Source organism: Cupriavidus lacunae (assembly GCF_003353055.1).
GTDB classification, from domain to species: Bacteria; Pseudomonadota; Gammaproteobacteria; order Burkholderiales; family Burkholderiaceae; genus Cupriavidus; species Cupriavidus lacunae.
Genome location: NZ_QKWJ01000110.1, coordinates 1 through 21,812, shown reverse-complemented (window position 1 = coordinate 21,812; position 21,812 = coordinate 1). Strand labels below are relative to the sequence as shown.

22 protein-coding genes and 1 rRNA gene are annotated in these 21,812 nt (G+C 68.1%); 9 read left to right on the top strand and 14 right to left on the bottom strand.

Annotated elements, in window-relative coordinates; translation table 11 throughout:
- A 5S ribosomal RNA gene (gene rrf / locus DN412_RS46125) occupies positions 1-94 on the top strand; the annotation flags it as partial.
- Between the two features lie 122 nt (positions 95-216).
- Entirely contained in the window at positions 217-495 is a 279-nt protein-coding gene (locus DN412_RS38535) for a GIY-YIG nuclease family protein (RefSeq protein WP_115216346.1), read from the top strand.
- Positions 496-565: 70 nt separating this feature from the next.
- Here DN412_RS38535 and DN412_RS38530 read toward each other — a convergent pair whose 3' ends face one another.
- On the bottom strand, positions 566-988 hold the full coding sequence (locus DN412_RS38530; protein WP_115216345.1) for an organic hydroperoxide resistance protein: 423 nt from the start codon (positions 986-988) through the stop codon (positions 566-568).
- A gap of 45 nt (positions 989-1,033) precedes the next feature.
- The gene (locus DN412_RS38525) at positions 1,034-1,510 is read right to left on the bottom strand and encodes a MarR family winged helix-turn-helix transcriptional regulator (RefSeq protein WP_115216344.1); all 477 of its coding nucleotides are present in this window, start codon (positions 1,508-1,510) and stop codon (positions 1,034-1,036) included.
- Positions 1,511-1,690: 180 nt separating this feature from the next.
- On the opposite strand from DN412_RS38525, the gene DN412_RS38520 reads away from it, so the two are divergent.
- On the top strand, positions 1,691-3,157 hold the full coding sequence (locus DN412_RS38520) for a DegQ family serine endoprotease (RefSeq protein WP_115216343.1): 1,467 nt from the start codon (positions 1,691-1,693) through the stop codon (positions 3,155-3,157).
- Positions 3,158-3,427: 270 nt separating this feature from the next.
- Positions 3,428-3,760, top strand: coding sequence for a hypothetical protein (locus tag DN412_RS38515; RefSeq protein ID WP_078198790.1), 333 nt, complete (start codon positions 3,428-3,430; stop codon positions 3,758-3,760).
- A 174-nt stretch (positions 3,761-3,934) separates the two neighbouring features.
- Here DN412_RS38515 and DN412_RS38510 read toward each other — a convergent pair whose 3' ends face one another.
- The 5 genes from DN412_RS38510 to DN412_RS38490 form a co-directional block, all read right to left on the bottom strand.
- Positions 3,935-5,527, bottom strand: coding sequence for an MFS transporter (locus DN412_RS38510; protein WP_115216342.1), 1,593 nt, complete (start codon positions 5,525-5,527; stop codon positions 3,935-3,937).
- On the bottom strand, positions 5,524-6,012 hold the full coding sequence (locus DN412_RS38505; RefSeq protein ID WP_115216341.1) for a MarR family winged helix-turn-helix transcriptional regulator: 489 nt from the start codon (positions 6,010-6,012) through the stop codon (positions 5,524-5,526). Before DN412_RS38505 ends, DN412_RS38510 begins: the two co-directional genes overlap by 4 nt.
- A 98-nt stretch (positions 6,013-6,110) precedes the next feature.
- A complete protein-coding gene (locus DN412_RS38500; protein WP_115216340.1) occupies positions 6,111-8,081 on the bottom strand; it encodes a transglutaminase TgpA family protein in 1,971 nt (656 codons plus the stop codon).
- Entirely contained in the window at positions 8,078-9,121 is a 1,044-nt protein-coding gene (locus tag DN412_RS38495; protein WP_115216339.1) for a DUF58 domain-containing protein, read from the bottom strand. The genes DN412_RS38500 and DN412_RS38495 overlap by 4 nt, the downstream gene beginning before the upstream one ends.
- 5 nt (positions 9,122-9,126) lie before the next feature.
- The gene (locus tag DN412_RS38490; RefSeq protein ID WP_115216338.1) at positions 9,127-10,053 is read right to left on the bottom strand and encodes an AAA family ATPase; all 927 of its coding nucleotides are present in this window, start codon (positions 10,051-10,053) and stop codon (positions 9,127-9,129) included.
- A gap of 253 nt (positions 10,054-10,306) precedes the next feature.
- Here DN412_RS38490 and DN412_RS38485 point away from each other — a divergent pair, with 253 nt between their 5' ends.
- Complete coding sequence (locus tag DN412_RS38485; protein WP_115216337.1) at positions 10,307-11,128, top strand: phytanoyl-CoA dioxygenase family protein; 822 nt, start codon at positions 10,307-10,309, stop codon at positions 11,126-11,128.
- 15 nt (positions 11,129-11,143) lie between these two features.
- On the opposite strand, the gene DN412_RS38480 is transcribed toward DN412_RS38485, so the two are convergent.
- Positions 11,144-11,983, bottom strand: coding sequence for an IclR family transcriptional regulator (locus DN412_RS38480; protein WP_115216336.1), 840 nt, complete (start codon positions 11,981-11,983; stop codon positions 11,144-11,146).
- Positions 11,984-12,149: 166 nt separating this feature from the next.
- Positions 12,150-13,754 carry an MFS transporter gene (locus tag DN412_RS38475; RefSeq protein WP_078198798.1) on the bottom strand — a complete coding sequence of 535 codons (1,605 nt, stop codon included), beginning with the start codon at positions 13,752-13,754 and terminating at the stop codon, positions 12,150-12,152.
- Between the two features lie 61 nt (positions 13,755-13,815).
- On the opposite strand from DN412_RS38475, the gene DN412_RS38470 reads away from it, so the two are divergent.
- On the top strand, positions 13,816-14,814 hold the full coding sequence (locus tag DN412_RS38470) for a LysR family transcriptional regulator (protein WP_115216335.1): 999 nt from the start codon (positions 13,816-13,818) through the stop codon (positions 14,812-14,814).
- Positions 14,815-14,867: 53 nt separating this feature from the next.
- Here the strand turns inward: DN412_RS38470 and DN412_RS38465 are convergent, their stop codons facing one another.
- Positions 14,868-15,146 (bottom strand): hypothetical protein, encoded by a 279-nt coding sequence (locus DN412_RS38465; protein ID WP_115216334.1) that lies wholly within the window; start codon positions 15,144-15,146, stop codon positions 14,868-14,870.
- Between the two features lie 145 nt (positions 15,147-15,291).
- On the bottom strand, positions 15,292-15,855 hold the full coding sequence (locus DN412_RS38460) for a YggT family protein (RefSeq protein WP_078198801.1): 564 nt from the start codon (positions 15,853-15,855) through the stop codon (positions 15,292-15,294).
- A gap of 233 nt (positions 15,856-16,088) precedes the next feature.
- Here DN412_RS38460 and DN412_RS38455 point away from each other — a divergent pair, with 233 nt between their 5' ends.
- Both DN412_RS38455 and DN412_RS38450 read left to right on the top strand, forming a co-directional pair.
- Positions 16,089-16,547 carry a MarR family winged helix-turn-helix transcriptional regulator gene (locus DN412_RS38455; protein ID WP_115216333.1) on the top strand — a complete coding sequence of 153 codons (459 nt, stop codon included), beginning with the start codon at positions 16,089-16,091 and terminating at the stop codon, positions 16,545-16,547.
- A 131-nt stretch (positions 16,548-16,678) separates the two neighbouring features.
- Positions 16,679-17,401: a glycine zipper 2TM domain-containing protein gene (locus DN412_RS38450; protein WP_115216332.1), complete on the top strand. Its 723-nt coding sequence runs from the start codon at positions 16,679-16,681 to the stop codon at positions 17,399-17,401.
- A gap of 5 nt (positions 17,402-17,406) precedes the next feature.
- Here the strand turns inward: DN412_RS38450 and DN412_RS38445 are convergent, their stop codons facing one another.
- The 3 genes from DN412_RS38445 to DN412_RS38435 form a co-directional block, all read right to left on the bottom strand.
- Positions 17,407-18,951 carry an acyl-CoA synthetase gene (locus DN412_RS38445; RefSeq protein ID WP_115216331.1) on the bottom strand — a complete coding sequence of 515 codons (1,545 nt, stop codon included), beginning with the start codon at positions 18,949-18,951 and terminating at the stop codon, positions 17,407-17,409.
- Between the two features lie 107 nt (positions 18,952-19,058).
- Complete coding sequence (locus DN412_RS38440; protein WP_115216330.1) at positions 19,059-19,769, bottom strand: dienelactone hydrolase family protein; 711 nt, start codon at positions 19,767-19,769, stop codon at positions 19,059-19,061.
- Positions 19,770-19,887: 118 nt separating this feature from the next.
- Positions 19,888-20,613: a phospholipase D family nuclease gene (locus DN412_RS38435; protein ID WP_244223025.1), complete on the bottom strand. Its 726-nt coding sequence runs from the start codon at positions 20,611-20,613 to the stop codon at positions 19,888-19,890.
- 238 nt (positions 20,614-20,851) lie between these two features.
- Between DN412_RS38435 and DN412_RS38430 the strand changes: the two genes are divergently transcribed.
- Complete coding sequence (locus DN412_RS38430) at positions 20,852-21,058, top strand: dodecin (RefSeq protein WP_115216328.1); 207 nt, start codon at positions 20,852-20,854, stop codon at positions 21,056-21,058.
- Positions 21,059-21,812: the final 754 nt, after the last annotated feature.

Sequence of the window (21,812 nt, the reverse complement as noted above, 5' to 3'; positions counted from 1 at the left end):
GGAACCACCCCTTCCCATCCCGAACAGGACCGTGAAACAGCTCCGCGCCGATGATAGTGCGGATTACCCGTGTGAAAGTAGGTCATCGCCAGGCTCTTATACCGCAGAACCCCCAGCCCCAAAGGCTGGGGGTTTTTGCTTTGGCGCGGCGCAAATGTGCCGCTCGCCGTCGCCGCACAGGCGTAATACCATTACCGCTGTACTTCATTTCTCTCTATGTCGGCTGACAGCGCCTGGTATCTCTATCTGCTCGAATGCACCGGCGATTCCATCTACACCGGAATCACGACCGATGTCGCACGCCGTTTTGCCGAACATCAGTCGGGAAAAGGCGCCAAATACACGCGCTCGCGCAAGCCCATCCGCGTGCTGGGCCAACTGCGCTTCGACACGAAATCCGAGGCGTTGAAGGCGGAAATCGAGATCAAGCGGATGAGTTCGATGCAGAAGCGTGCATTTTGCGCGCAGCTCCCGGCAGTGGATCGGGAGCAATAGGGGACGCAATACAAAACAAAACGGCCCGTGTAGCCATGGCGACACGGGCCGTTTTTTCTAACTGTCTGCGTCAGACCACAGTCAACGTCACGTTGATATTGCCGCGGGTAGCGTTCGAGTACGGGCACACCTGGTGTGCCTGCTCCACCAGCTTCTCGGCAGCCGCGCGCTCGAAGCCCGGCAGCGAGATCTTCATTTCGACCTGGATGCCAAAACCTTGCGGAATCGGGCCGATGCCGACTGCGCTTTCGATCGAGGCATCGGCGGGCACCGAGATTTTCTGCTGGCCTGCGACAAAGCGCATGGCGCCAATAAAGCAGGCTGCATAACCGGCAGCGAACAGTTGTTCCGGATTCAGGCCGTCACCAGCGCCGCCCATCTCTTTGGGCACCGCCAGTTTGGCGTCGAGTCGGCCGTCCGAGGTCACGGCACGTCCGTCGCGGCCGCCGGTGGCAGTGGCATGAGCGGTATAAAGGACTTTTTCGAGTTGCATTTAAGGCTCCGGTTTGGTTGCCCGAGGGGGCGTCAATGCCTGTCGTCAGTCCGGCAGGCTGGAATCGGTCCGCGCTTGTTCAAGCTTCGACCGTAATAAATGCAGGCGCTGCGTCAGGGCCTGGATCTCTTCGATCGGGCACTGCGTGGCGCACAACATCTGTTCAGGAATACGCGCCGCGCGCTGGCGCAGCGTGCGGCCGGCGTCGGTCAGGCTGACCAGCACCCGCCGCTCATCGGCTGCATCACGGGTGCGCGTCACCAGCCGCGCCGCTTCCAGCCGCTTCAGCAGCGGCGTCAGCGTGCCGGAGTCCAGCGCCAGCCGGGCGCCGAGTTCCGAGACCGTCAGCGTTTCCGTCTCCCACAACACCAGCATCACCAGATATTGCGGATAAGTAAGCCCAAGCTCACCTAGTAAAGGCTTATAGAGTTTGGTCATGGCCAACGAGCTCGAATACAGCGCAAAGCATAGTTGGCGATCCAGCAAAAGCCAGTCGGTGGAGGGGTCGTTGTCGCGTTCCATGTCGATATATTAGACGCAATTAGATTGTGCGCAAGATAAATTTTGTTCTTTCTTTGAAAGTGACCCATACACGCATGTCGGTGTGCCGAACCTTAAGTCTGTTTTAAGTCTCGGCCGCTAGCATGACCGTGTTGCGTCGCACAGTGCCGACGCCTGATGCTCAAAGGAAAGGAACACGACATGATGCGCCAGACCATTGCTCGCACGGCCGTTGGTATCGCGGCTCTGGCCGCCCTTGGCGGTGGCTACGCCTATCTGCAGAAGGAAGTCATCACGCCGGGATACGCGGCCCCCGCGCCGGTCGTTGCGGCGGCACAGCCGGCGGCCGCCATGGCCATGCCGATGGACTTCTCAAGCATCGTGGCACAGTACGGGCCCGCCGTGGTCAATATCAGCGTGACCGCGCGCGCGCAGCGCACCGCGGCGCAGATGCCGCAGGGCATCGATCCGGATGACCCGCTGTTCCAGTTCTTCAAGCGGTTCGGGCCGCAGTTCCAGGGTCCGCAGGGCGGCCAGCAGCAACTCGTGCGCGGGCTGGGCTCGGGCTTCATCGTCAGCCCCGATGGCCTGATCCTGACCAACGCGCACGTGGTCGACGGCGCGCAGGAAGTCACCGTCAAGCTGACGGACCGGCGCGAGTTCAAGGCCAGAGTGCTCGGCAGTGACCCGCAGACCGACGTGGCGGTGATTCGCATCGATGCCAGGAACCTGCCGACCGTGCGCCTGGGCGATCCTTCGCAGGTGCGCGTGGGCGAGCCGGTGCTGGCGATCGGCTCTCCCTACGGCTTCGAGAACACCGTGACCGCGGGCATCGTCAGCGCCAAGTCGCGCTCGCTGCCGGACGATACCTATGTGCCGTTCATCCAGACCGACGTGGCCGTCAACCCCGGCAACTCGGGCGGCCCGCTGTTCAACCAGCGTGGCGAGGTGGTCGGCATCAACGCGCAGATCTACAGCCAGACCGGTGGCTACCAGGGCTTGTCGTTCGCGATCCCGATCGACGTGGCCACCAAGGTGCAGCAGCAACTGGTGGCGCATGGCAAGGTCACGCGCGGGCGTCTCGGCATCAGCGTGCAAGAGGTCAACCAGGCGCTGGCGCAATCGTTCGGGCTGCCCAAGCCGGCGGGTGCGCTGGTCAATTCGGTCGAGCCCGACAGCCCGGCCGCGCGCGCCGGCCTGAAGCCCGGTGACGTGATCGTGCAGCTGGACAACGACGTGATCGACCATTCTGGCGACCTGCCCGAGCATGTGGCCGATATCAAGCCGGGCACGCAGACCTCGCTGAAGGTCATCCGCAAGGGCCAGCCCATGACGCTGTCGGTAACGGTGGGCACGGCCAAGGACCAGGCGGTGGCGCAGAAGCGTGGCGGCAACGAGGCCAGCGGCAGGCTGGGGCTGGCAGTGCGCCCGCTGACGCCGGCGGAGAAGCGCGACAGCGGTATCGAAGGCGGCCTGGTGGTCGAGGACGTGACCGGTCCCGCCGCGCGCGTCGGCATCCAGCCGGGCGACGTGATCCTGTCGCTCAACGGCACGCCGATCGCATCGGTCGATCAGCTAAGGACGCTGGTGGGCAAATCGGGCAAGCAGGTGGCGCTGCTGGTGCAGCGCGACGATGCGCGCATCTTCATCCCGCTCGATCTGGGCTGACGTCAATGGCTTGCGGCGGACACTGCAGACTGTCCGCAAGCCGTTAACCGGCAAGGCTTTGCCGCCTCCGCGGGCCGTATACCTGCACGTATACCGACACGTATACAAGCAGGGTATACGGCCCGCTAAGCCTTATTGGAGGCGGGATTCAGCGCAACGAACTGCTTACAGAAAGCGCGCCAGCAGGTATCATCTCGACTGCGATGCACGAAGCATGCGGCGGCAGCCCCCGCCGGCCCTGGTTCTGCTGAATCGACAAAGAGGAAGTCTATGCAGTTGGATTTCACCCGCGCCCCGCTGCCGGGTACCGATAGAGCGCGGCGACTGACGTCCACGACGTCCAGCGCCGGCTCCGCGCCGAAGCCCCGGCGGCGCAAGAAGGTGGTCGCTCCCCATTGGGAGCGTGGCTACCGCTCGCATTTCTACCGCAACGAACGCGGCGACAAGCTTGGCGAAGTGCGCCTGTCCGAGCGCGGCGAGATCCCCGTGGTCTACCACTGGGCCGCCGGCAATTACTCGGGCGCAGAAGGCTCGCTGGCCCACGCCCGTGCGCGCGTGGAAGAGACCATCGGTTTCGGCATGCGCCAGCTGTCGCTGTTCTGAGCAGGTACTTCGCCGGTGCCGCGTCAGCCGGCATTGCGACCCGTCCGCGCCAACGCCTCGCGCGCGGTGCCATCGCGTCTCCCTGATTACCGCAGTCGTCCCGCAGCAGCCCCGTAGCCTGACCTGCAGTCAGCTCAGTCCTGACAGGACCGGTGTCGCCATTTCGCGCAGGCTTTAAGCCAGCCGCCGCTGCAGCAGCATGTACGCCGCCGCGCCCAGCGCCAGCACGGCAATCAGCCGATAGATGTCCTCGCAGGCAATCAGCCTGGCCTGCTGCTCGATCAGCCCGCTCAGCTGCGCCAGCGCGCCCTGGTGTGCCTGCGCCGCATCGAAGCCGCGCGCGGCCAGCGCCGCCTGCATCGCGGCCATCCATTGCCCGGTCTCGGCAGGGCGCTGACCCACCGCGTGCAGCAGGCTGTCATGCACGGCGAACTGGCGGTTCTGCAGTAGCACCGCGCCCAGTGCCGAGGCAAAGGAGCTGGCGATTTGCCGCATCAGGTTCTTGCTGCGGTAGCCGTGGGCGAATTCATCGGGACCCAGCGCACGGAATGTCAGCCCGGCGATGGGGATGATCACCAGCACGCCGAACAGCCCCTTGCCGACCAGTCCCCATGCCAGCGCCGGCGGGCCGGCATCGGGCGGCATCTGCGAGAACCACCATGCCGTGGCGGCCATCAGCAGCAGGCCGGCCACCATCAGGGGCTTCTTGCGCGTCAGGCGCGGCGCCACCTGCAGGTAGACGAAAATGCCGGCCAGGCTGACCAGCGCGGCAAAGGTATTGAGCCAGCCGGTGGTGGCCAGCGGGATCTTCAGCGCCTGCTCGGCGTAGATCGGGAACAGGTAGCCGCTCAGGTTGCTGATCATGTAGTAGACGAAATACATCGCCAGGCCGGTCAGGTACACCGGCTGGCGCAGCGCGCGCAGGTGCAGCACCGGCTCGCTGTGGTGCCACTGCTGCCACAGGAACACGGCCAGCAGCGCCAGCCCGGCGGCGGCTACCAGCGTGAGGCGCAGCGGGTGCGAGAACACGTCGAAGCGCGCCTCGGTCAGCGCCGCCTGCAGCGTCACGATGGCGGCGCCGAACAGCAGCAGCGGGCCGAGCGCGGGGCCGCCGCTGCCGCCGGCATCGGCGCGCGGCTCGGCATCCGGCAGCAGCAGCCAGGCGCCCAGCGTAGCCAGCGCGGCAAACGGCAGCACGCCGTAGAACACGTCCTGCCATACGCCATGGTCGATCAGCTCGGCGGCAAAGGCCGGGCCCAGTGCCGACGCCGAGAAGATGCCGATCATGAAAATGCGGGTGGCGCGCGGGCGCGCCGTCGGCCCGAACAGCACGTTGACCAGGATGCGGCAGCTGGTGAACAGCGCGCCGCCGCCCACCCCCTGTATAAAGCGCGCCACCACCATCTGCGGCAGCGCATGGCTGGTCGCGGCCACTACCGTGCCGGCCATGAACAGCAGCAATGCCCCTGTCAGGTAGTAGCGGTAGCCGAACCGGCGCGACAGCCACTGCTGCTTCAGGATCATCAGCATGCTGCCCACCGCGTAGGCCGCCTGCACCAGCGCGAAGCTGCGCGGGTCGGCGTCGAGGCCGCCGACGATATGGCTGGAGGCAAACACGAACATGATGTTCTCGAGGAACTCCACGCCGGTGGCCAGTGCCAGCAGCATCATCAGCAGGGTCTGGCGCTGCCGGTGGCTCAACCAGCGCAGCCACCGCATGCTGACGCGCAGCCTCCAAAGCGGCTGCCAGGGTGAACCGGGATTCATGGCTGCAGCCCCTCCAGGGTCTGGTGCAGCTGGGTCAGCACGCGCGTGGCGCCGGCCAGGCCACCCGCGCCGAGCGGCGCCCACGCATCGCCGTAGGCGGCATGCACCACTGGCGCAGCGCGTTCCAGCAACCGGCGGCCGGCCGGAGTCAGGGTCAGCTCCAGGCTGCGGCGGTCGCTGGCCGACGCGCGCCGGCGCAGCAGCCCGCGCGCTTCCAGTCCGTCCAGCAGCCGCGTCATCTGCGTGCGCGTGGCGTCGAGCGTGGCGCCCAGTTCGGACGGCATGCTGGGCTGGTTCTCATCGGCGGCAAGCATGCTCAGCAGGAGGTACTGGCTCATGTCCAGTTCGAAGGGGGCCAACGCGTGGTCGATATGGCCGCGCAGCAGGCGCGCGGTGCGCAGCAGCAGCCTGGAGGCCAGGATCAGGTCGCGCGGGGCTTCGGGATGGCTGGCGCAGAAGCGGTCGATGCGTTGCTCAAAGGACATGGCGGGAGGCGTTGCGATCCGCGCGGGCGGCGGATCGATTACATTCGATATAGTTTCAAATGTAATTATATCAAACGAAGCTAATCCTGCCGGGGGGCCTAATGCCGCAAGGCTGCGGCGATCTCGCGAATCCCTGCGCGCATTGCTGCCAGCGCCTGCGCTTGGCGCGCGGCGGCCAGGTTGCCGTAGCGCGAGCCGACATAGGCGGCGCTGACGGCAGCGATCGCGCCGGCCGCGCGCGGCAGCCGCGCGCTGGCGCGCGTGGCGAAGTCCTGCGGGCCTTCGGCCTGGGCGCGCTCGCAGCCGTGGCGGGCCAGCAGGGCGCAGAAGCGGGCATAGGCCGCCTCGACAGGGTCCTCCGGCCCGCGGCGCCGCCACAGTGGCACCAGCGCCAGCAGGCACAGCATGCCCAGCACGCCGGCCAGCAACTGCCCGGCGCCCACGCCGGCGCCGAGTGCAAGCAGCAGCCGCTGCTGCTGCGCATGGTCGTACTGCAGCACCCAGCGCTGCCAGGTGTAGACGGCGCCCTCATAGGCCCAGCGCAAGTCCTTCAGCCACGCCGGTTGCTGCGACGGGCGCCAGTCGGCGGCGTCTCTGCCCACTACCGCATCCAGCCCCTGCTCGATCCGGCTGGGGGCGACGGCGCCGGTCGGGTCCACGCGCACCCAGCCGCGGCCGTCGAGCCAGACTTCGGCCCAGGCATGGGCATCGGACTGGCGCACCACGTAGTGATTGCCAATGGGGTTGTACTCGCCGCCCTGGTATCCGCTGACCACGCGCGCGGGCACGCCGGCGGCGCGCATCAGGAAGACGAAGCTGCCGGCGTAGTGCTCGCAGAAGCCGCGCCGGGTGTCGAACACAAAGCTGTCGACCTGTTCGCTGCCCAGCGGCGGCGGGCTGAGCGTATAGGCGAAGGGCGCCGACGCGAACAGCCGCAGTGCGGCCTGCACGCGCGCGCCGGGATCGGCATGACGCTCCGCCCATTGGGCGGCCAGCGCGCGGGCGCGCGGATTGCCGGGCGGCAGGCTCAGGGCCAGCCGGCGCGTGGCGGGTGTCAGCGATTCGGGCGCGGGCGACAGCGTGGAATGCGTGCGGTAGCGGATGCGCTGGTCCACCGGCCGGCGCGCCATGAACTCGCCGTCGGGCGTGGCGGCGGCATCCACGCCGGCGGACAGCGCCTGGCCGCGGTCCAGCGCGAACAGCCAGCGCTGCTGGCTGGGCTCGAGCGTGATGCTGATGTCGATGCCATCCGCCTTGCCGTCAACTGGCGCGGGCGCCAGTTGCTGCCGGCGCTGCCGCGACGCGTGCCAGGTGGTGCCGTCGTATTCCCACAGCACCAGCGCGCGCCAGTAGAGCGCCGCCGCGGGCAGCGGCGGGCCGGCAACTTCGGCACGCAGGGCGACTTCGGGCGAACGGATCAGCTGCCCGACGCTGCCCGGCCGCATGGTGTCGCTGATGCCGGTGGTGCCCCTTGGCGCCGGTTGCGGCAGCTGCCACAGCGGGTGCTCCAGCCGCGGGAACAGCACGAACAGCGCCAGCGCCCACGGCAGCCCCAGCAGCGCCATGCGTCCCAGCAGCGGCCAGATCGCCAGCCGGCTGCGCGCCTCGGGGTGGTGCAGCAGCAGCCAGTTGCGCAGCACCCACGCGCCGATCGCCAGGCTGTACAGGGCCAGCCAGAACGGCTGGTCGGACAGGTACAGCGTCAGCAGCAGGTAGAACGACAGCTGCGTGACCAGCGTCGCGTCCGACAGTGCCCGGCATTCCAGCAGCTTGAGGATGACAAAAGCGCCCAGCAGCGCCACGGCAAGCTCGCGCCCCATTCCGCCGCCGTCCTGCCACACCAGGGCGCTGGCCACCAGCAGCACCAGCATCGCGGTCGTGCCGAGCATCCAGCGCGACGGCAGCGGCGCGCGCCGCCGCCACAGCAGCCAGCGCCACCCCAGCAACAGCACCAGCAGCAGGCTGACCGCCACCGGCAGCGTGCGCGCCTGCGGCGCCAGCACCAGCGCCAGCTGGCCCAGCAGCAGGCCATGGTCTTCATGCCGCAGCGGCCGCGCGACGGGCTTCACGCGCGATCCCCGGGGCGGACTTCGGCCCGGTAAGCGGCAGGCCGTTGTGGCCACAGCGCCAGGGCTTCCAGGCAGGCGCGCCGGTGGCTGGCACCGCGCGCCGGCGGCAGTTCAACGCCGGGCAGGCGCAGGCCGATCTCGGCATCGTCACCGGCGGCCAGCAGCCACGCGCACAGGCGCGACAGCCGGGCCTCGGCCTCCATGCCGGCGGGTAGCACGTGCCAGTCCAGCCAGCGGGCCGGTAGCTGCGGCGGATCGCCGGTGCGGCTTACCCAGCGGCCGGTGCGCGCGCTGTGCTTCCAGGCGATGCGGTGCAGCGGGTCGCCGCTGCGGTAGCGGCGCAGCTGGTCGATGCCGTCGTCGCTGCTTGTCGCGCTGGCGGCCGCATGCGCGCCGTCGCCATCGTCGGGGCGGTGCACGGCGGGCGGCGGCGGGGCATTGGCTTCAGGGGCGGGATAGACCAGCGTCGACATCTCGAGGTCTACATAGCTCCAGACGCGGAACAGCCCGAACGGAAAACGGCTGGCGATTGCCACGCGCGGCAGTGCCAGCCGGCCCCGGCGCGCCGCCGGCACATGCAGGGCCAGCATGCCGCTGGCGTTGCCATCGAGCGTCAGCACGGCGGTGGCCACGTCTGGCAGCGTGGGCACGCGGGCCTCGATGCCGATGCGCGCGTTGGCGTCGCGGCTGTCGACGCGCGCCTGGAACACGGCATCCTGCCCGGCATGGACCGTCGTCACCGGGCCCGCGGCCACGGCGAGGTCAAGCAGGTTGCGGTAGGCCAGCCACATGCACGACATGCCGATGCCGGCCAGCATGAAGGTCAGCGCAAAACCGAGGCTGATGTTGTAGTTCAGCGAGGTCAGCAGCATTGCGGCAAGCACCACCGCAAAGCCGATGCCACCGCGCGTGGGCAGGATATAGAGATGGCGGCGGTCCAGCTGCACGGTGCCGCCGGCTGCGCCGGTCGGGCGCCGGCTTGCCCTGCGGCGCTGTGCGATGCCTGGCGCGCCGCCGAGCACGCCCTTGCGCGCCGCCATGGTCTTCAGGGAATCGCCACGCCGGCCAACAGCGCGGCCAGTTGGGTGTCGACCGCTGCGTGGCCGCCGGCGCCGGCGGGCAACAACCGGTGCGCGGCAACGGCGGTGAAGACCGCCTGCACGTCTTCGGGCAGCACCATGTCGCGCTGCACCAGCAGGGCCCACGCGCGTGCGCAGGCCAGCAGCGCCAGCCCGGCGCGCGGGGACAGCCCCGCGGCAAAGCCGCCGTGGCTGCGCGTGGCCTGCACCAGCGCCAGCACGTAATCGACCAGTGCCGGGCTGGCGTACACCTGTGCGGCAGCCTCCTGCTGCGCCAGCACCTGGGCGCCATCCATCACCGCGGGCAGCTCCGGCGCGCTGGCGCCGCCCAGGTACAGCACGCGCTCGAAGGCGGGGTCGGGGTAGCCGAGCGACAGCCGCATGGTGAAGCGGTCCAGCTGCGATTCGGGCAGGGCATGCGTGCCGATCTGCTCCAGCGGGTTCTGCGTGGCGATCACAAAAAACGGCGACGGCAGCGCGTGCGTGGTGCCGTCATGGGTCACCTGCCGCTCGGCCATGGCCTCGAGCAGGGCGCTCTGGGTCTTGGGCGGCGCGCGGTTGATTTCGTCGGCCAGCACCATCTGCGCGAACACCGGGCCGCGATGGAAGCGGAACTCGCCGGCATCGCGGACAAAGACCGAGACCCCGATCAGGTCCGCCGGCAGCAGGTCGCTGGTGAACTGCACGCGCTGGTACTGCAGCCCCAGCGTGCGCGCCAGCGCATGGGCCAGCGTGGTCTTGCCCACGCCGGGCACGTCTTCCAGCAGCAGGTGGCCGCGCGCCAGCATGCACGCCAGCGCCAGCCGCACCTGCTGCGGCTTGCCAAGAACAATGCGGCCCAGCTGGGCCTGGGCCTCGGCCAGCGAAGCGACGATGCGTGGGCGAGCAGTCACGTTGGGCCTCGGCGCAAAATGGTGAGAAATGCGGGGTAGTTGCAGGGAATATCGGACAATAACGCATTGTAGCGGCGTGGGCGGCACGCGGCACCGTCTGTTTCCGTACGGAAGCCGTGGATGGCCCAGGGCTGCCTGCATGGTTATGGTGCAGCGTCTGCGCCAGATTGCGCCGGTTCTGGCATCATGAGCCTGTCGGGCCACCGCGGCCCTTCCCATTCCTCTTTCCGCTGCCCGTGCCGCGCCTGCTGCAATGACCTCGCTGGATCCCTGCGCCGACCTGCCTTCCTCCGTCCTGTCTGCCGATGCCGGCGCGCTGCCGCGCCTGGTGCAGGCCTTCCATGCCAACGGTTTCGTGATCCTGCGTGGCTTTGCCGATGAGCCGGCATGCGCGGCGCTGGAGGCGGTGACGCGCGAGCACCTGGCGGCGGCGGTGCCGCCGGTGGAGTTCGAGGCCGACCTGGGCTATCCGGGCGCGCCGCCCGCGCGCGATGCTGCCGGCGGCGGCACCGTCAGGCGGCTGCGCCAGGCCTACGGGCGCGACGAGGTATTCCGCCGCTGGGCCAGCGACCCGAAGCTGGTGGCGGTGGTGCAGGCGCTGTTGGGCGAGCCCGCGCGCATCACGCTGGCGCATCACAACTGCGTGATGACCAAGCATCCGCACTACGGCAGCCAGACCGGCTGGCATCGCGATACGCGCTACTGGTCGTTTGCCCGGCCGGAACTGGTGACGGTGTGGCTGGCGCTGGGCGACGAAGACGAGCGCAACGGCGTGCTGCGCGTCATCCCCGGCTCGCACCAGGCAAAGCTGGAGCCCGGCCAGCTGGACCCGGCCGAATTCCTGATCGAGGCCCACCCGGCCAGCCAGCCCCTGCTGGATGCCGCGCAGCCGCTGGCGCTGCACCGCGGCGACGTGCTGTTCTTCGACAGCCGGCTGTTCCATGCCGCCGGCCGCAATGCGTCCAACGGGGTCAAGCTGTCGGTGGCGTTCGCGTATTTCGGGGCCAGCAACCGGCCGCTGGACGGCACGCGCTCGGCCGAGTTCGGCAGCGTGGACTTGCCCGCGGCAGTCTGAACCCCGCGGCTGCGCTCAGGTGCGCAGCCCGACCAGCCCGGAAATCTTCTCCGAAGCCTCCAGCAGCGGCGGCAGGAAGCGCTCCAGCATCTCCTGCGCGCTGGTGCGGTTGGCCTGGCCGCTGATATTGATGGCGGCGATGGTGTGGCCGGCGCGGTTGCGGATCGGCGCGGCCAGCGATACCAGCCCTTCTTCCAGTTCCTGGTCGTTGAGCGCCCAGCCGCGCTTGCCGATATCGGCCACGATGGCCTTGAGCGCGCCGATGTCGGTGACGGTGCGCCCGGTGCGCGCGCGCAGATCGGTGGCGCGCAGCACGCTGTCGAGCTCGGGCTCGGTCAGGCCGGCCAGCAGCACCCGCCCCATCGACGAGCAATAGGCCGGCAGGCGGCTGCCGATCGACAGGTTGATGGTCATGATCTTGCGCGCCGGCACGCGCAGCACGTAGACGATCTCGGTGCCGTCCAGCACTGAGATCGAGCAGCTTTCATGCACCTGCTGCGACAGCGTTTCCATGATCGGCTCGGCCAGGTTCCAGAACGGCATCGAGGTCAGGTAGGCGAAGCCCAGGTCCAGGATCTTGGGCGTCAGGCGGAACAGGCGCCCGTCGGCCTGCACGTAGCCCAATCCCACCAGCGTCAGCAGGATGCGACGCGCGCCGGCGCGCGTGAGGCCGCTCGCCTGGGCGATCTCGGTGAGGGTCTGGGCGGGGTGCTGCGCGTTGAAGGCCCGGATGACCGACAGCCCGCGTGCAAAAGACTGCACATAGCTGTCGCTCGGCTTTTCGGGCGTGGCGGCGCTGTCGGCGGTCTGTGAGGCTTGCGTCGGGGTCTGGCGGGAATCGGCGGGACTGGCCATCTACGTAGTCCGGCACGGTTCGCCGGATTGGCACGGAAAGGCCGAAAGGGTAGAGGAAATGCCGGGATTGCGCCAGTGCCGGGCCCGGACATGGCCTGGCGACGCCCCATGCGGAGCGCAGCCGCCATGCTGTCTCCCACACCGTTATCCGACTGGCGAGGGGGCCTTACCGGAAGCTGCGCTGCACCAGCACGAATACCGCCGCGACCACGCACAACACGGCAAAACCGTGCAGCATGTCCATGCCGGCCAGCAGCGTGGCCTGCCGGTCGACTTCCAGCGAGATCCTGGCCAGACCGGTTGCGGACAGCGCATCGGGCGCCTGCAGCACCGGGTTGAAGCGGGTGATGTGCTCCACCAGATGGGTGCGGTGCTGCGCCAGCCCGTCCTGCATGAACACGCTGGCCAGGCCGGTGCCCATGGCCGAGGCGATCTGCTTGCACACGTTCTTGAACTGGTAGGCGTGCGAGAAGTCCTCGACCGGCACTTCGAGGTAGGTCATCGACGCCACCTGCACCATCAGCAGCACCGGCGTCAGCCCTTCGAGCAGCACCACCGGCACCAGCGCGTAGTCCGGCGCGCCCGGCATCAGCTGGTGCGACAGCAGCATCGCCGCGCAGGCGTAGACGATAAAGCCGATGGCGATCACGCGCCGCTTGCGGAATACCAGTGCCATGCCCAGCGTGATGACGATGGCGCCGATGGTCGACACCGTGCCGCTGGTCGACAGCAGCATGCAGGTGGTGCGGAAGGTCAGCCCCAGGCCGGTCTGCGTGAGCGAGGGCAGCAGGAACGACCAGGCCGACGACAGCACGTAATACAGCGTGTAGAAGCCCAGCCCGTACAGATACTGGCGCCCGGCCAGTCGCGAGAAGTCGATCCACGGGTCCGGATGGCGATACAGCCGCCAGCCGCTGAAGGCGAACAGCGCCAGCCCGCACAGCGCCGCCAGCGGCATCTCCAGCGAACTGAAGAAGCGCGTGTAGCGCATCTCCTGCAGGGTGTGCAGGAACACCAGCGCGCCCAGCGCGGCGGCGATGGCGGCGGGCCAGTCCAGTGTCGATACCGGCGGGTGCGGGTCGCGCGGGGCGCGCGTCGGGTAGGTCAGCGCCACCGAAAGCAGCACCGGCAGCGCAATGCCGGCCTGGAACAGGAACACCGCGCGCCAGCCGATATCGTCCAGGAAGATGCTGGTCAGCCAGGGCGTGATCGCGAGCATCGAGAACGCGCCGCCGGCGAAGCGCAGCATCAGCGGTCCGCGTTCGGCCGGCGTCGACACCAGCTGCACCAGGATGCGCGAGGCCGCGAACAGGCCGCCGGCGCCCAGCCCCTGCACCGCCTTGCCGGTGATCAGCCCGGTGGGGCTGGCATACTCGGCGCAGATCAGCGAGCCCAGGATGAACACCAGCAGCGACCCCATGGTGAAGCGCTTGTAGGTGGTGCGGCGCGCGACCTGGTCCAGCACCATATTCATCAGCACCGCGGTGGCCGCGTAGGCCGAGATCGCGTACAGATAATCTTCCGGTGCGGCGCCGACGCCGCCCTGGATATGCTGGCTGGCCACGCCCATCATCAGCGTGGAAGAGAAGTCGATGCCGGTCACCAGCCCGAGCGTCAGGCCGAACAATGAAAGACGCCAGTGACCCAATTCCGGGTGACTGGCGAGTTGCATGCGCGGGGGCGTGGGGGCCGGGGCGGTGGCGGGGGCTAGGGCTGCTGGAACTGCGGGGGCTAAGGCGTCCGGTCCAGCCGGGACAGGCGTTTGTTGCATCGCTCAAGCATAATGTAGGCCTGCCGTCGAGAACTACAGCTTGTCAGGGAAACATTGTCCGGTGAACGAAACAATCCAATGGAATGATTGGGAGGCGTTCTGCTGCGTGGTCGAGCAGGGGACGTTCACGGCCGCGGCGGAGCAGCTCGACTGCCCCAAGTCGCGCGTCTCGGCCGCCGTGGCGCGGCTGGAAACCGCCATTGGCGCCAAGCTGCTGGAGCGCACCACGCGGCGCATGCGCCTCACGGATGCGGGCAAGGCGGTCTATCGCGATGTGGCCCCGCTGTTTGCGCGGCTGCGCGAGATCCGCCAGGAAACGCTGGCGCGCGAAGAGCGCGTGCAGGGCGTGCTGCGCATCGCCACGCCCTATGAATTCGGCGCCCAGCAGTTGGGCGGCGTGATCTGCCGCACGCTGGCGGCGCATCCGGCGCTGGATGTGGCCGTGGAAATCACCCAGGGCCTGGTCGATCCGATCCGCGACGGGTTTGACGTGGCCTTCGTCGTCGTCGATACCGACCTGCCGGATTCCGGCACGGTGGCGCGCCGCATCTATCACGTCGAACGCGGCCTGTTCGCCGCGCCGGCGCTGGCGGTCAGCCTGCCGCCGCAGTTGCGCCCGGAAGACCTGGCCAATATGCCGACGCTGACCACGCCCGGCGACACCGTCTGGGAATTCACCCGCGACGACCAGACCGTGTCCGTGCCGATCCGCCCGCGCATGCAGACCCACAACGCCGAACTGCGCCTGCAGGGCGCGCTGGCGGGGCTGGGCATCGCCCGGCTGTCGGTCATTTATTGCGAGGCCGAGATCGCGCAAGGGCGCCTGGTGCGCGTGCTGCCTGACTATCCTCTGCCGCCGCTGCGCGTGTTCGCGCTGCTGCCGGACCGGCGCCTGCAGCCGCGCAAGGTGCGCGCCTTCATGGAAGCGATCGAATCGATGATGGTGTCGGAACTGGCGCCGCAGGCGGGAGCCGGGACGGGAAGCGAGCCGGGACTTGAGGCGGGAACGGGTGCAGCCGCGACAGGGCTGGCGGAGGGAGAGGCCCGCCCGGCGGGTTGAGGGCGCTGGCGGGCCGCCACGGCTGGGGCCGTGGCAAGGGAACCTGCTGTGCCTCAGGCGCCGTCGGTGAACGCGTCGCGGCGGTCGGTGACGTTGGCGCCGTCGGTGAACGGGTCAGGCTTGCCGACGCGGGCGCCGTCGGTGTACGGATCGACGCGGCCGATCTTGGCGCCGTCCAGGAACGGATCGGCCTTGCCCACGTGGGCGATGCTGCCGTCGAGGCGGGCGATGTCGGAAACGGGTTCAGCGGCGTGGACGGCGGCGGCGAACGACAGGCCGACGGCGCACAACAGGGAAAGCGCCAGGCTGCGGCGTTGAGTGATGGTTTTCATGGTGTAGTCCTTCTTGGCAGGGAGCGTGGCGTGAGCGCCGCGTTGACCTGTAATGTAGGACTTCAGACTGGTCAGAAAAAGGGCCAAACCGCGAAACACTGTCCAGGCCTGTGGACAATATCCCGCGTGACCCCTGCGCCGTGTGTCAGTAGTGCAGGCCGAACACGCCGGCGCCCAGTCGCGCGATCACCATCAGCAGGACCTGCGCAACCACGAACAGCACCAGCGGCGAGATATCGAAGCCGCCCAGGCGCGGCACCACGCGCTGGATCGGGCGCAGCACCGGGGCGGTCAGGTGGTCGATGGCCGGGGTGATCGGCGAATGCGGGTTGACCCACGACAGGATCGCCAGCAGCAGCACGACCCACATCACCAGGCTGATGGCCCACTTCAGCATATAGAGCAAGGCGGTCAGCAGCATGGCGGGCAGGAAGCCGAGCAGGTCGAGGCCGCTGATCAGCGCGACCAGCGCCAGGAACACCACCGCGGTCAGCCAGGCGGCCACTATCGTGGCCCAGTCGATGCCGCCCACGCCCGGGATGACCCGGCGCAGCGGCCGCACCAGCCAGTCGGTGATCTGGAACACCCCCTGGGAGACCGCGTTGCGCGTGGGCAGCCGCGTGAGCTGCATCCACACGCGCAGCAACAGCGCCATGCCGAACAGGGTAAAGACGGTATCCAGCAGGAAGAGAGCGATTTCCGAGAACATCGGTGCGTTTTCCGGTGACGGGTGAAGGTGTCTGCAACCGCACAGATTCTGCCATAGCCGGGCGCGCGCACGGCGCAAACCGGATTGCGCCGACGCGGCCTGGCCGGGCTGGCGCTGGCGGCGTGCTGCGCGGCCCCTATAATTGCGAGCGCCCCGGTTGCGGCTTCGGCCGCCTGCCGGGGCTTGCGCGTTGCCCCCGCGCCCACTTTCCTTTTCGCGCTTTTTGCCCACCTATGCCCAGCAAGTCCGCCTCGTCACGGAATTCCCCACCGCTTACCAAGGCCGACTTCGAGGCACTGTCAGATTTCCGCTACCAGCTGCGCCGCTTCCTGCGCTTTTCCGAAGACGCCGCGCGTGAGGAAGGGCTGACCGTGCAGCAGTACCTGCTGCTGCTGCATATCCGCGGCTGTGCCGACAAGGACTGGGCCTCGGTCGGCGAGCTGGCCGAACGGCTGCAGGCCAAGCAGCACGGCGTGGTGGCGCTGGTCAACCGTTGCGAGGCGGCGGGGCTGGTCAAGCGCCGGCTCAACCCCGAGGATCGCCGCGTGGTGCAGGTGCACCTGCTGGCCAAGGGCGAGCGCTACCTGAACCGCCTGGCGATGCTGCACCGGACCGAGCTGGAATCGCTGCGGGGCGCGTTTCGTGTAGCCCGCATCACTCAGTTCAACGACGACGGCCCCGAGCGCGGCTGAGCCCCCGCAGGCCGGCGCCACAGCCGGTTACAGGCGGTTACCAATCACAAGCTCCGGTGACACCCGCTGAACGCCGGCGGCCCTAGACTCGCGCGCATTCCCCAACACGCGCAGCGCGCAGGAGTCCTGACATGTCCATCCCCCTTCGTTCGGTTGTGCTTGCGGTGCTTGGCGCCGGTGCGCTGGCCGGGTGTGCCACGCCGTATGGCTATGACAACGGCTATGGCGGAGGGTACGGCGGCAGCTACGGTGGTGGCTATAACACCAGCGGCTACGGCAGCAGCAGCTATGGCGGCAGCACCACCGTCAGCGGCTACCCGGCGCAGCAGGGCTACCCGCAGGCATCGGGCTATCCGCAGCAGGGCTATCCGCAGCAAGGGTATCCGCAACAGGGTTACCCGCAGCAAGGCTATCCCCAGCAGGAATACCCGCAGTCTTCCTATCCGCAGCAGTCGTATCCTCAGCAGTCCTACCCCGACGGCAGCTACGGCAACAACTACGGCAACCAGGCCTACGGCGTGCGCTACGGCTGGGTCGAGGCAATCGAGGTGGTGCCCGGCCAGGCGCCTTCGACCAGCGGCGCGGGCGCCGTGGTCGGCGGCATCGTGGGCGGGCTGCTGGGCCACCAAGTCGGCGGCGGCCGCGGCAATACCGTGGCCACCATCGGCGGCGCCGTGGCGGGCGCGGTGGCTGGCAACGAGGTCGAGAAGCACACCGGATCCTCGGCCACGGCCTACCGCGTGCGCGTGCGCACCAGCGACAACGCCTACCTGACGCTGACGCAGTCCAACGCCTACCAGATGCGCATCGGCGACCGCGTCAAGATCGAGAACGGCGTTGCCGTGCCGTACTGATTGCGTCAGTCGGTGCCGAACAGCTGCGCGTAATCCTCGCGCAGCTGGCGCTTGAGCAGCTTGCCCGCCGTGTTGCGCGGCAGGTCCGCGACGAACACGATGCGCTTGGGCACCTTGAACGGCGCCAGCGCATCGCGCGCATGGGCGATCAGTGCTTCCTCGCTGGTCTCCTCATGGCCGCGCTTGCGCACCACGCAGGCAGTCACCGCCTCGACCCACTTCGGGTGCGGCAGCGCAAAGACGGCCACTTCCGCCACTGCGCCATGCGTGTACAGGCACTCTTCCACCTCGCGGCTCGATACCAGCACGCCGCCTGAGTTGATCACGTCCTTGATCCGGTCCACCACATACAGGTAGCCCTCGGCGTCCAGGTAGCCGAGATCGCCGGAATGGAACCAGCCGCCGGCGAAGGCCTCGGCGGTCTGCTCCGGCTTGTCCCAGTACTGCGTCAGCAGCTGCGGCGAGCGGTGCACGATCTCACCCAGCTCGCCAGGCGGCACGTCCCGCATGGTCTCGTCGACAATGCGGGTCTCGACGTTCAGCACCGGCCGTCCCGCGGACGCCGGGCGCGCGGCATGCTCGTCGGGCCCCAGCACCGTGGCCAGCGGCCCGATCTCGCTCTGGCCGTAGCAGTTGTAGAAGCGCAGCGCCGGCAGCTTCTGCTGCAGCTCCAGCAGCACCGGCACCGGCATGATCGAGGCCCCGTAGTAGGCCTTGGTCAGCGAGCCCAGCCGCGCCGGATCGAAGTCCGCATGGCGCAGCAGCGCGATCCACACCGTCGGCGGCGCAAAGAAGCTGGTGATGTCCTCGGCGTGGATGGTGCGCAGGCAATAGCCGGCTTCGGGGCTGTCGGCGATCAGCGTGGTGCCGCCGCACAGCAGCAGCGGCATCAGGAAGACATGCATCTGCGCCGAGTGGTACAGCGGCAGCGCGGCCAGCGAGTCATCCGATTCGCGGATATCGCAGGCGGCAATGGTGCTCACGTATTCGGCCAGCAGCGCGCGATGGGTGAGCACGGCGCCCTTGGGGGCGGAGGTCGTGCCCGAGGTGTACAGGATTTGCGCGGGCGTGGTGTCGGTCAGCGCTTCGGACACCGGTGCGACGGGGCCGTTGGCGGCTGCCATCAGGACATCGCGAGCCGTGCCGCGGTGCAGCGTGCCGCTGACCTTGCAGGGCAGGCCGTCGACGCGATCGGCCAGCGCCGGATCGGCAAAGACCGCGCTGGCGCCCGATTGCGTCACGATGTACTCGGCCTCCGCGCGCGTCATCGAGAAATTGACCGGCACATGGATCAGGCCGCTGCGCAGGCAGGCCAGCCACAGCAGCACATAGGCGTCGGAGTTCTTGCCGAAGGCGGCCACGCGATCGCCGGGGCGCAGGCCCCACTGCGCCAGCGCGCCGGCCACGCGGGCCGCGGCTTCATCGAGCTGGCGGTAGGTCCAGGCCCGTTCGCCGAAGCGGATCGCGGTCTTGCCCGGGTTGCGCCGCACGGCGCGGGCAATGGCGTCGGGGATGGTGTTGCGCAGGGTGCGCTGCTGCTCTGACTGCATGGTGGTCTCCATTGTTATGGTTTGGGGTCCAGCAAGTCTTGAAGCCAAGCGCCGAGGATAAAGGCTGCCGCCCGGCCATGGCAAGGCGGCGGCGTCTCGGGGTGGGACTACAGCGCTCCCGACAGGAATACCAGCGCCCGCCCGTGCGCCAGGGCGGCGCTGGGCTGGTGGTAGGAGCCGCGCGCCCAGCAGTTGAAGCCGTGGTCCGCGCCCTCATAGACGAAGATCTCGCTGTCGGGTTTGCCGGCCATCGCGTCGCGCACGCCTTGCACGGCATCGGGCGGGATATGCGCGTCGAGCGCGCCATAGTGGAACTGCACCGGCACGCGGATATTCGCAGCTTCCTGCAGCTGGCTCTGGATGCCGCCGCCGTAGTAGGGCACGGCCGCATCCACCAGCCCGCGCGCCGCGCTCAGGTACGCCAGCAGGCCGCCGAAGCAATAGCCCACCGCGGCGACCTTGCCGGCGCCGGTGTGCTGGCGCAGCACCTGCACCGTGGCGGCGATATCGTCCAGCGCGGCCGGCACGTCCACCGCCTTGCGCAGCGCCATGGCGCGTGCCATGTCATCGCCTTCGTAGCCCAGCTGCACGCGCGGCGCCTGGCGCCAGAACACGTCCGGCGCCAGCACCGCGTAGCCGTCGGCGGCATACTGGTCGGCCACGGCGCGGATATGCTCGTTCACGCCGAAGATCTCTTGCAGCAGAACAATGCCCGGCGCGCCGGACTTCACGCCTGCCGGCGGCAGGCTCAGGTAGGCATCGAAGCTGCCCGCGTTGGTGTCGACGCGGATCCACTGGCTGTCGGGAATGGCTGTCATGGGAAGGGCTCTCCGGAAAGGCTTTGCACAGGAAACGGGCGGCTGCCGCCGCGCCAACCCGCAAGTTTGCCACCGCGCGCCGCTTCATGCAGGGCAGGGCGCCCGACCGCCGCGGCCGTCAGTACGCCCGCGACTGCCGGTAGCGCTTGTTCCAGTTGTCGGTGTAGGCCCTGACCACCGCGGCATCGCCGCGGATCAGCATGCCGTTCTCGGCATTGCGCTCCTGCGCCGACTTGGTGAAGTTGAACGATCCGGTGAAGACTGCCTGGTCGTCGAACACCATCACCTTGTTGTGCGCGATCGCGGGCTTGTTGTCGATCACCACCGGCACCCCGGCGTGCTTGAGGAAGGTGGCGCTGGTATAGCGCTCGGACTGCTGGCTCTTGTCCAGGATCACGCGCACGTCCACGCCGCGCCTGTGCGCCTGCGCCACGGCCTCGGCAATCGGTGCGCTGGTGAACGAATAGGCCTGGATCAGCAGGCGATGGCGCGTGCTGCGGATGGCATTGACCAGCAGCGCCTGGCAACTCGCGCCATCGGGCACAAAGCACAGCGTGTAGCCGCTGCCGTCGGCAAAGGGCTTGCTCGGCACCGGCTTCGCATCCGGCGGCTGCGCCGGCTGGGTCGGCTGTGACGGTTTGCCGGTGCGCGTGGGGAAGTGATTGGCGACAGCCTCGTTGAAGGTCTCGCTGATGCTGTTGGCGATGGTTTCGGACACCTGGTCGAAGGTGGAAGCCGAACGGGCGTGCGCCAGCAGCGCGAAGGGACTGAACGAGGTGAAGGCCGACACGGCGGCGGCCAGGCCCAGGCCCAGCACGGCCCGGCGAATGAATCGGTATGTCACGGCGGATCTTTGCGTCGGTGAATGACAGCATGCGCGCGCCGCGCGCCGCATGCTGTCGGGGCGGGTCCGCAGCGTAGCAGTCGCATACGCCACTGGCAAAGGGGGATTGTGTAACAGGATCTGCACGTGGACGCACGCGGTGCAGCATCGGCATGCCACCGCGCGATCCTTGGGCTAGCCGTGCCCGGCGCCTATGATGGATCTAACCCCCGCGGGTCCGCCTGCCAAGGAGAGGGATATGAGCAACCATACCTACAAGCTGGTCGAGATCGTCGGCTCATCGCCCGACGGCTGCGACCAGGCTATCCAGAGTGCTATTGCCAAGGCTAGTGAAACCATCAAGAACATTGACTGGTTCGAGGTGGTGGAGACGCGTGGGCATATTACGGATGGGAAGATTGCGCATTATCAGGTTACGTTGAAGGTGGGGTTTCGGGTGAGTTGAGGGGTGGGGGTTATTGCTATGTTGTCGTAGGTTTAAGCGCCTGGTTCCGCCCTGCTGGGCGGGTCACTTTTTGTCCGAGCGACAAAAAGTAACCAAAAAGCGCGTCGCCTCTGGCGGCTGGCCACCCATTCCACGGTGTTGGTGGTTCGGGCGGTGGTGATTTCCGTTCGATGTGGTTGGTGGTTCGGGCCTGCTACGCACCCTGTCTGTGCCCACATCGACGGACTATTGGACGAACCCGACTTTAGGCGGTTGGCAGCCTGCTAACCACCGCGGCGGAGGGACGCCTTCGGCTGCGCTTCGCGCCGGCCCTAACGTGGCAGAGCTGCGGACCACGTCCTGATTTGCGCCTTCGGCCCGGCATTACGAGAACGCCGTGCGAGCGCAGCGACGCACTCCGTGCCAGTGCCTTNCCAATAGCCTAAAGTCGGGTTCGTCCAATAGTCCGTCGACGTAGGCACCGGACAGGGTGCGTAGCAGGGTCGAACGGCCAACCACGCAAAACGGCAAGCACCTCCGCCCGAACCACCAACACCACCTATAAGGAGCCTCGCCTTATAGCAAGATCGGTTTGTGGTGGTTCGAGGTGTAAATGAAAGAGGGATGTGATTTCTTTGGGTGAGGGGGACGAGTTGGCTATGAAGCGGCGGGAGAGACTGCACACCTATAATCGGCCTTGATGGACGAATTCACTGCCACGTCCAGGCCCGGATAGTAACCGCGCAGCAGGACTCCATCCAAGTTGCGGCGAATA

Coding starts and splice junctions, on each gene's coding strand:
- DN412_RS38535 (WP_115216346.1), top strand. CDS start 217: ATGTCGGCTGACAGCGCCTGGTATCTCTATCTGCTCGAATGCACCGGC.
- DN412_RS38530 (WP_115216345.1), bottom strand. CDS start 988: ATGCAACTCGAAAAAGTCCTTTATACCGCTCATGCCACTGCCACCGGC.
- DN412_RS38525 (WP_115216344.1), bottom strand. CDS start 1,510: ATGGAACGCGACAACGACCCCTCCACCGACTGGCTTTTGCTGGATCGC.
- DN412_RS38520 (WP_115216343.1), top strand. CDS start 1,691: ATGATGCGCCAGACCATTGCTCGCACGGCCGTTGGTATCGCGGCTCTG.
- DN412_RS38515 (WP_078198790.1), top strand. CDS start 3,428: ATGCAGTTGGATTTCACCCGCGCCCCGCTGCCGGGTACCGATAGAGCG.
- DN412_RS38510 (WP_115216342.1), bottom strand. CDS start 5,527: ATGAATCCCGGTTCACCCTGGCAGCCGCTTTGGAGGCTGCGCGTCAGC.
- DN412_RS38505 (WP_115216341.1), bottom strand. CDS start 6,012: ATGTCCTTTGAGCAACGCATCGACCGCTTCTGCGCCAGCCATCCCGAA.
- DN412_RS38495 (WP_115216339.1), bottom strand. CDS start 9,121: ATGGCGGCGCGCAAGGGCGTGCTCGGCGGCGCGCCAGGCATCGCACAG.
- DN412_RS38485 (WP_115216337.1), top strand. CDS start 10,307: ATGACCTCGCTGGATCCCTGCGCCGACCTGCCTTCCTCCGTCCTGTCT.
- DN412_RS38480 (WP_115216336.1), bottom strand. CDS start 11,983: ATGGCCAGTCCCGCCGATTCCCGCCAGACCCCGACGCAAGCCTCACAG.
- DN412_RS38475 (WP_078198798.1), bottom strand. CDS start 13,754: ATGCAACAAACGCCTGTCCCGGCTGGACCGGACGCCTTAGCCCCCGCA.
- DN412_RS38465 (WP_115216334.1), bottom strand. CDS start 15,146: ATGAAAACCATCACTCAACGCCGCAGCCTGGCGCTTTCCCTGTTGTGC.
- DN412_RS38460 (WP_078198801.1), bottom strand. CDS start 15,855: ATGTTCTCGGAAATCGCTCTCTTCCTGCTGGATACCGTCTTTACCCTG.
- DN412_RS38455 (WP_115216333.1), top strand. CDS start 16,089: ATGCCCAGCAAGTCCGCCTCGTCACGGAATTCCCCACCGCTTACCAAG.
- DN412_RS38450 (WP_115216332.1), top strand. CDS start 16,679: ATGTCCATCCCCCTTCGTTCGGTTGTGCTTGCGGTGCTTGGCGCCGGT.
- DN412_RS38445 (WP_115216331.1), bottom strand. CDS start 18,951: ATGCAGTCAGAGCAGCAGCGCACCCTGCGCAACACCATCCCCGACGCC.
- DN412_RS38440 (WP_115216330.1), bottom strand. CDS start 19,769: ATGACAGCCATTCCCGACAGCCAGTGGATCCGCGTCGACACCAACGCG.
- DN412_RS38430 (WP_115216328.1), top strand. CDS start 20,852: ATGAGCAACCATACCTACAAGCTGGTCGAGATCGTCGGCTCATCGCCC.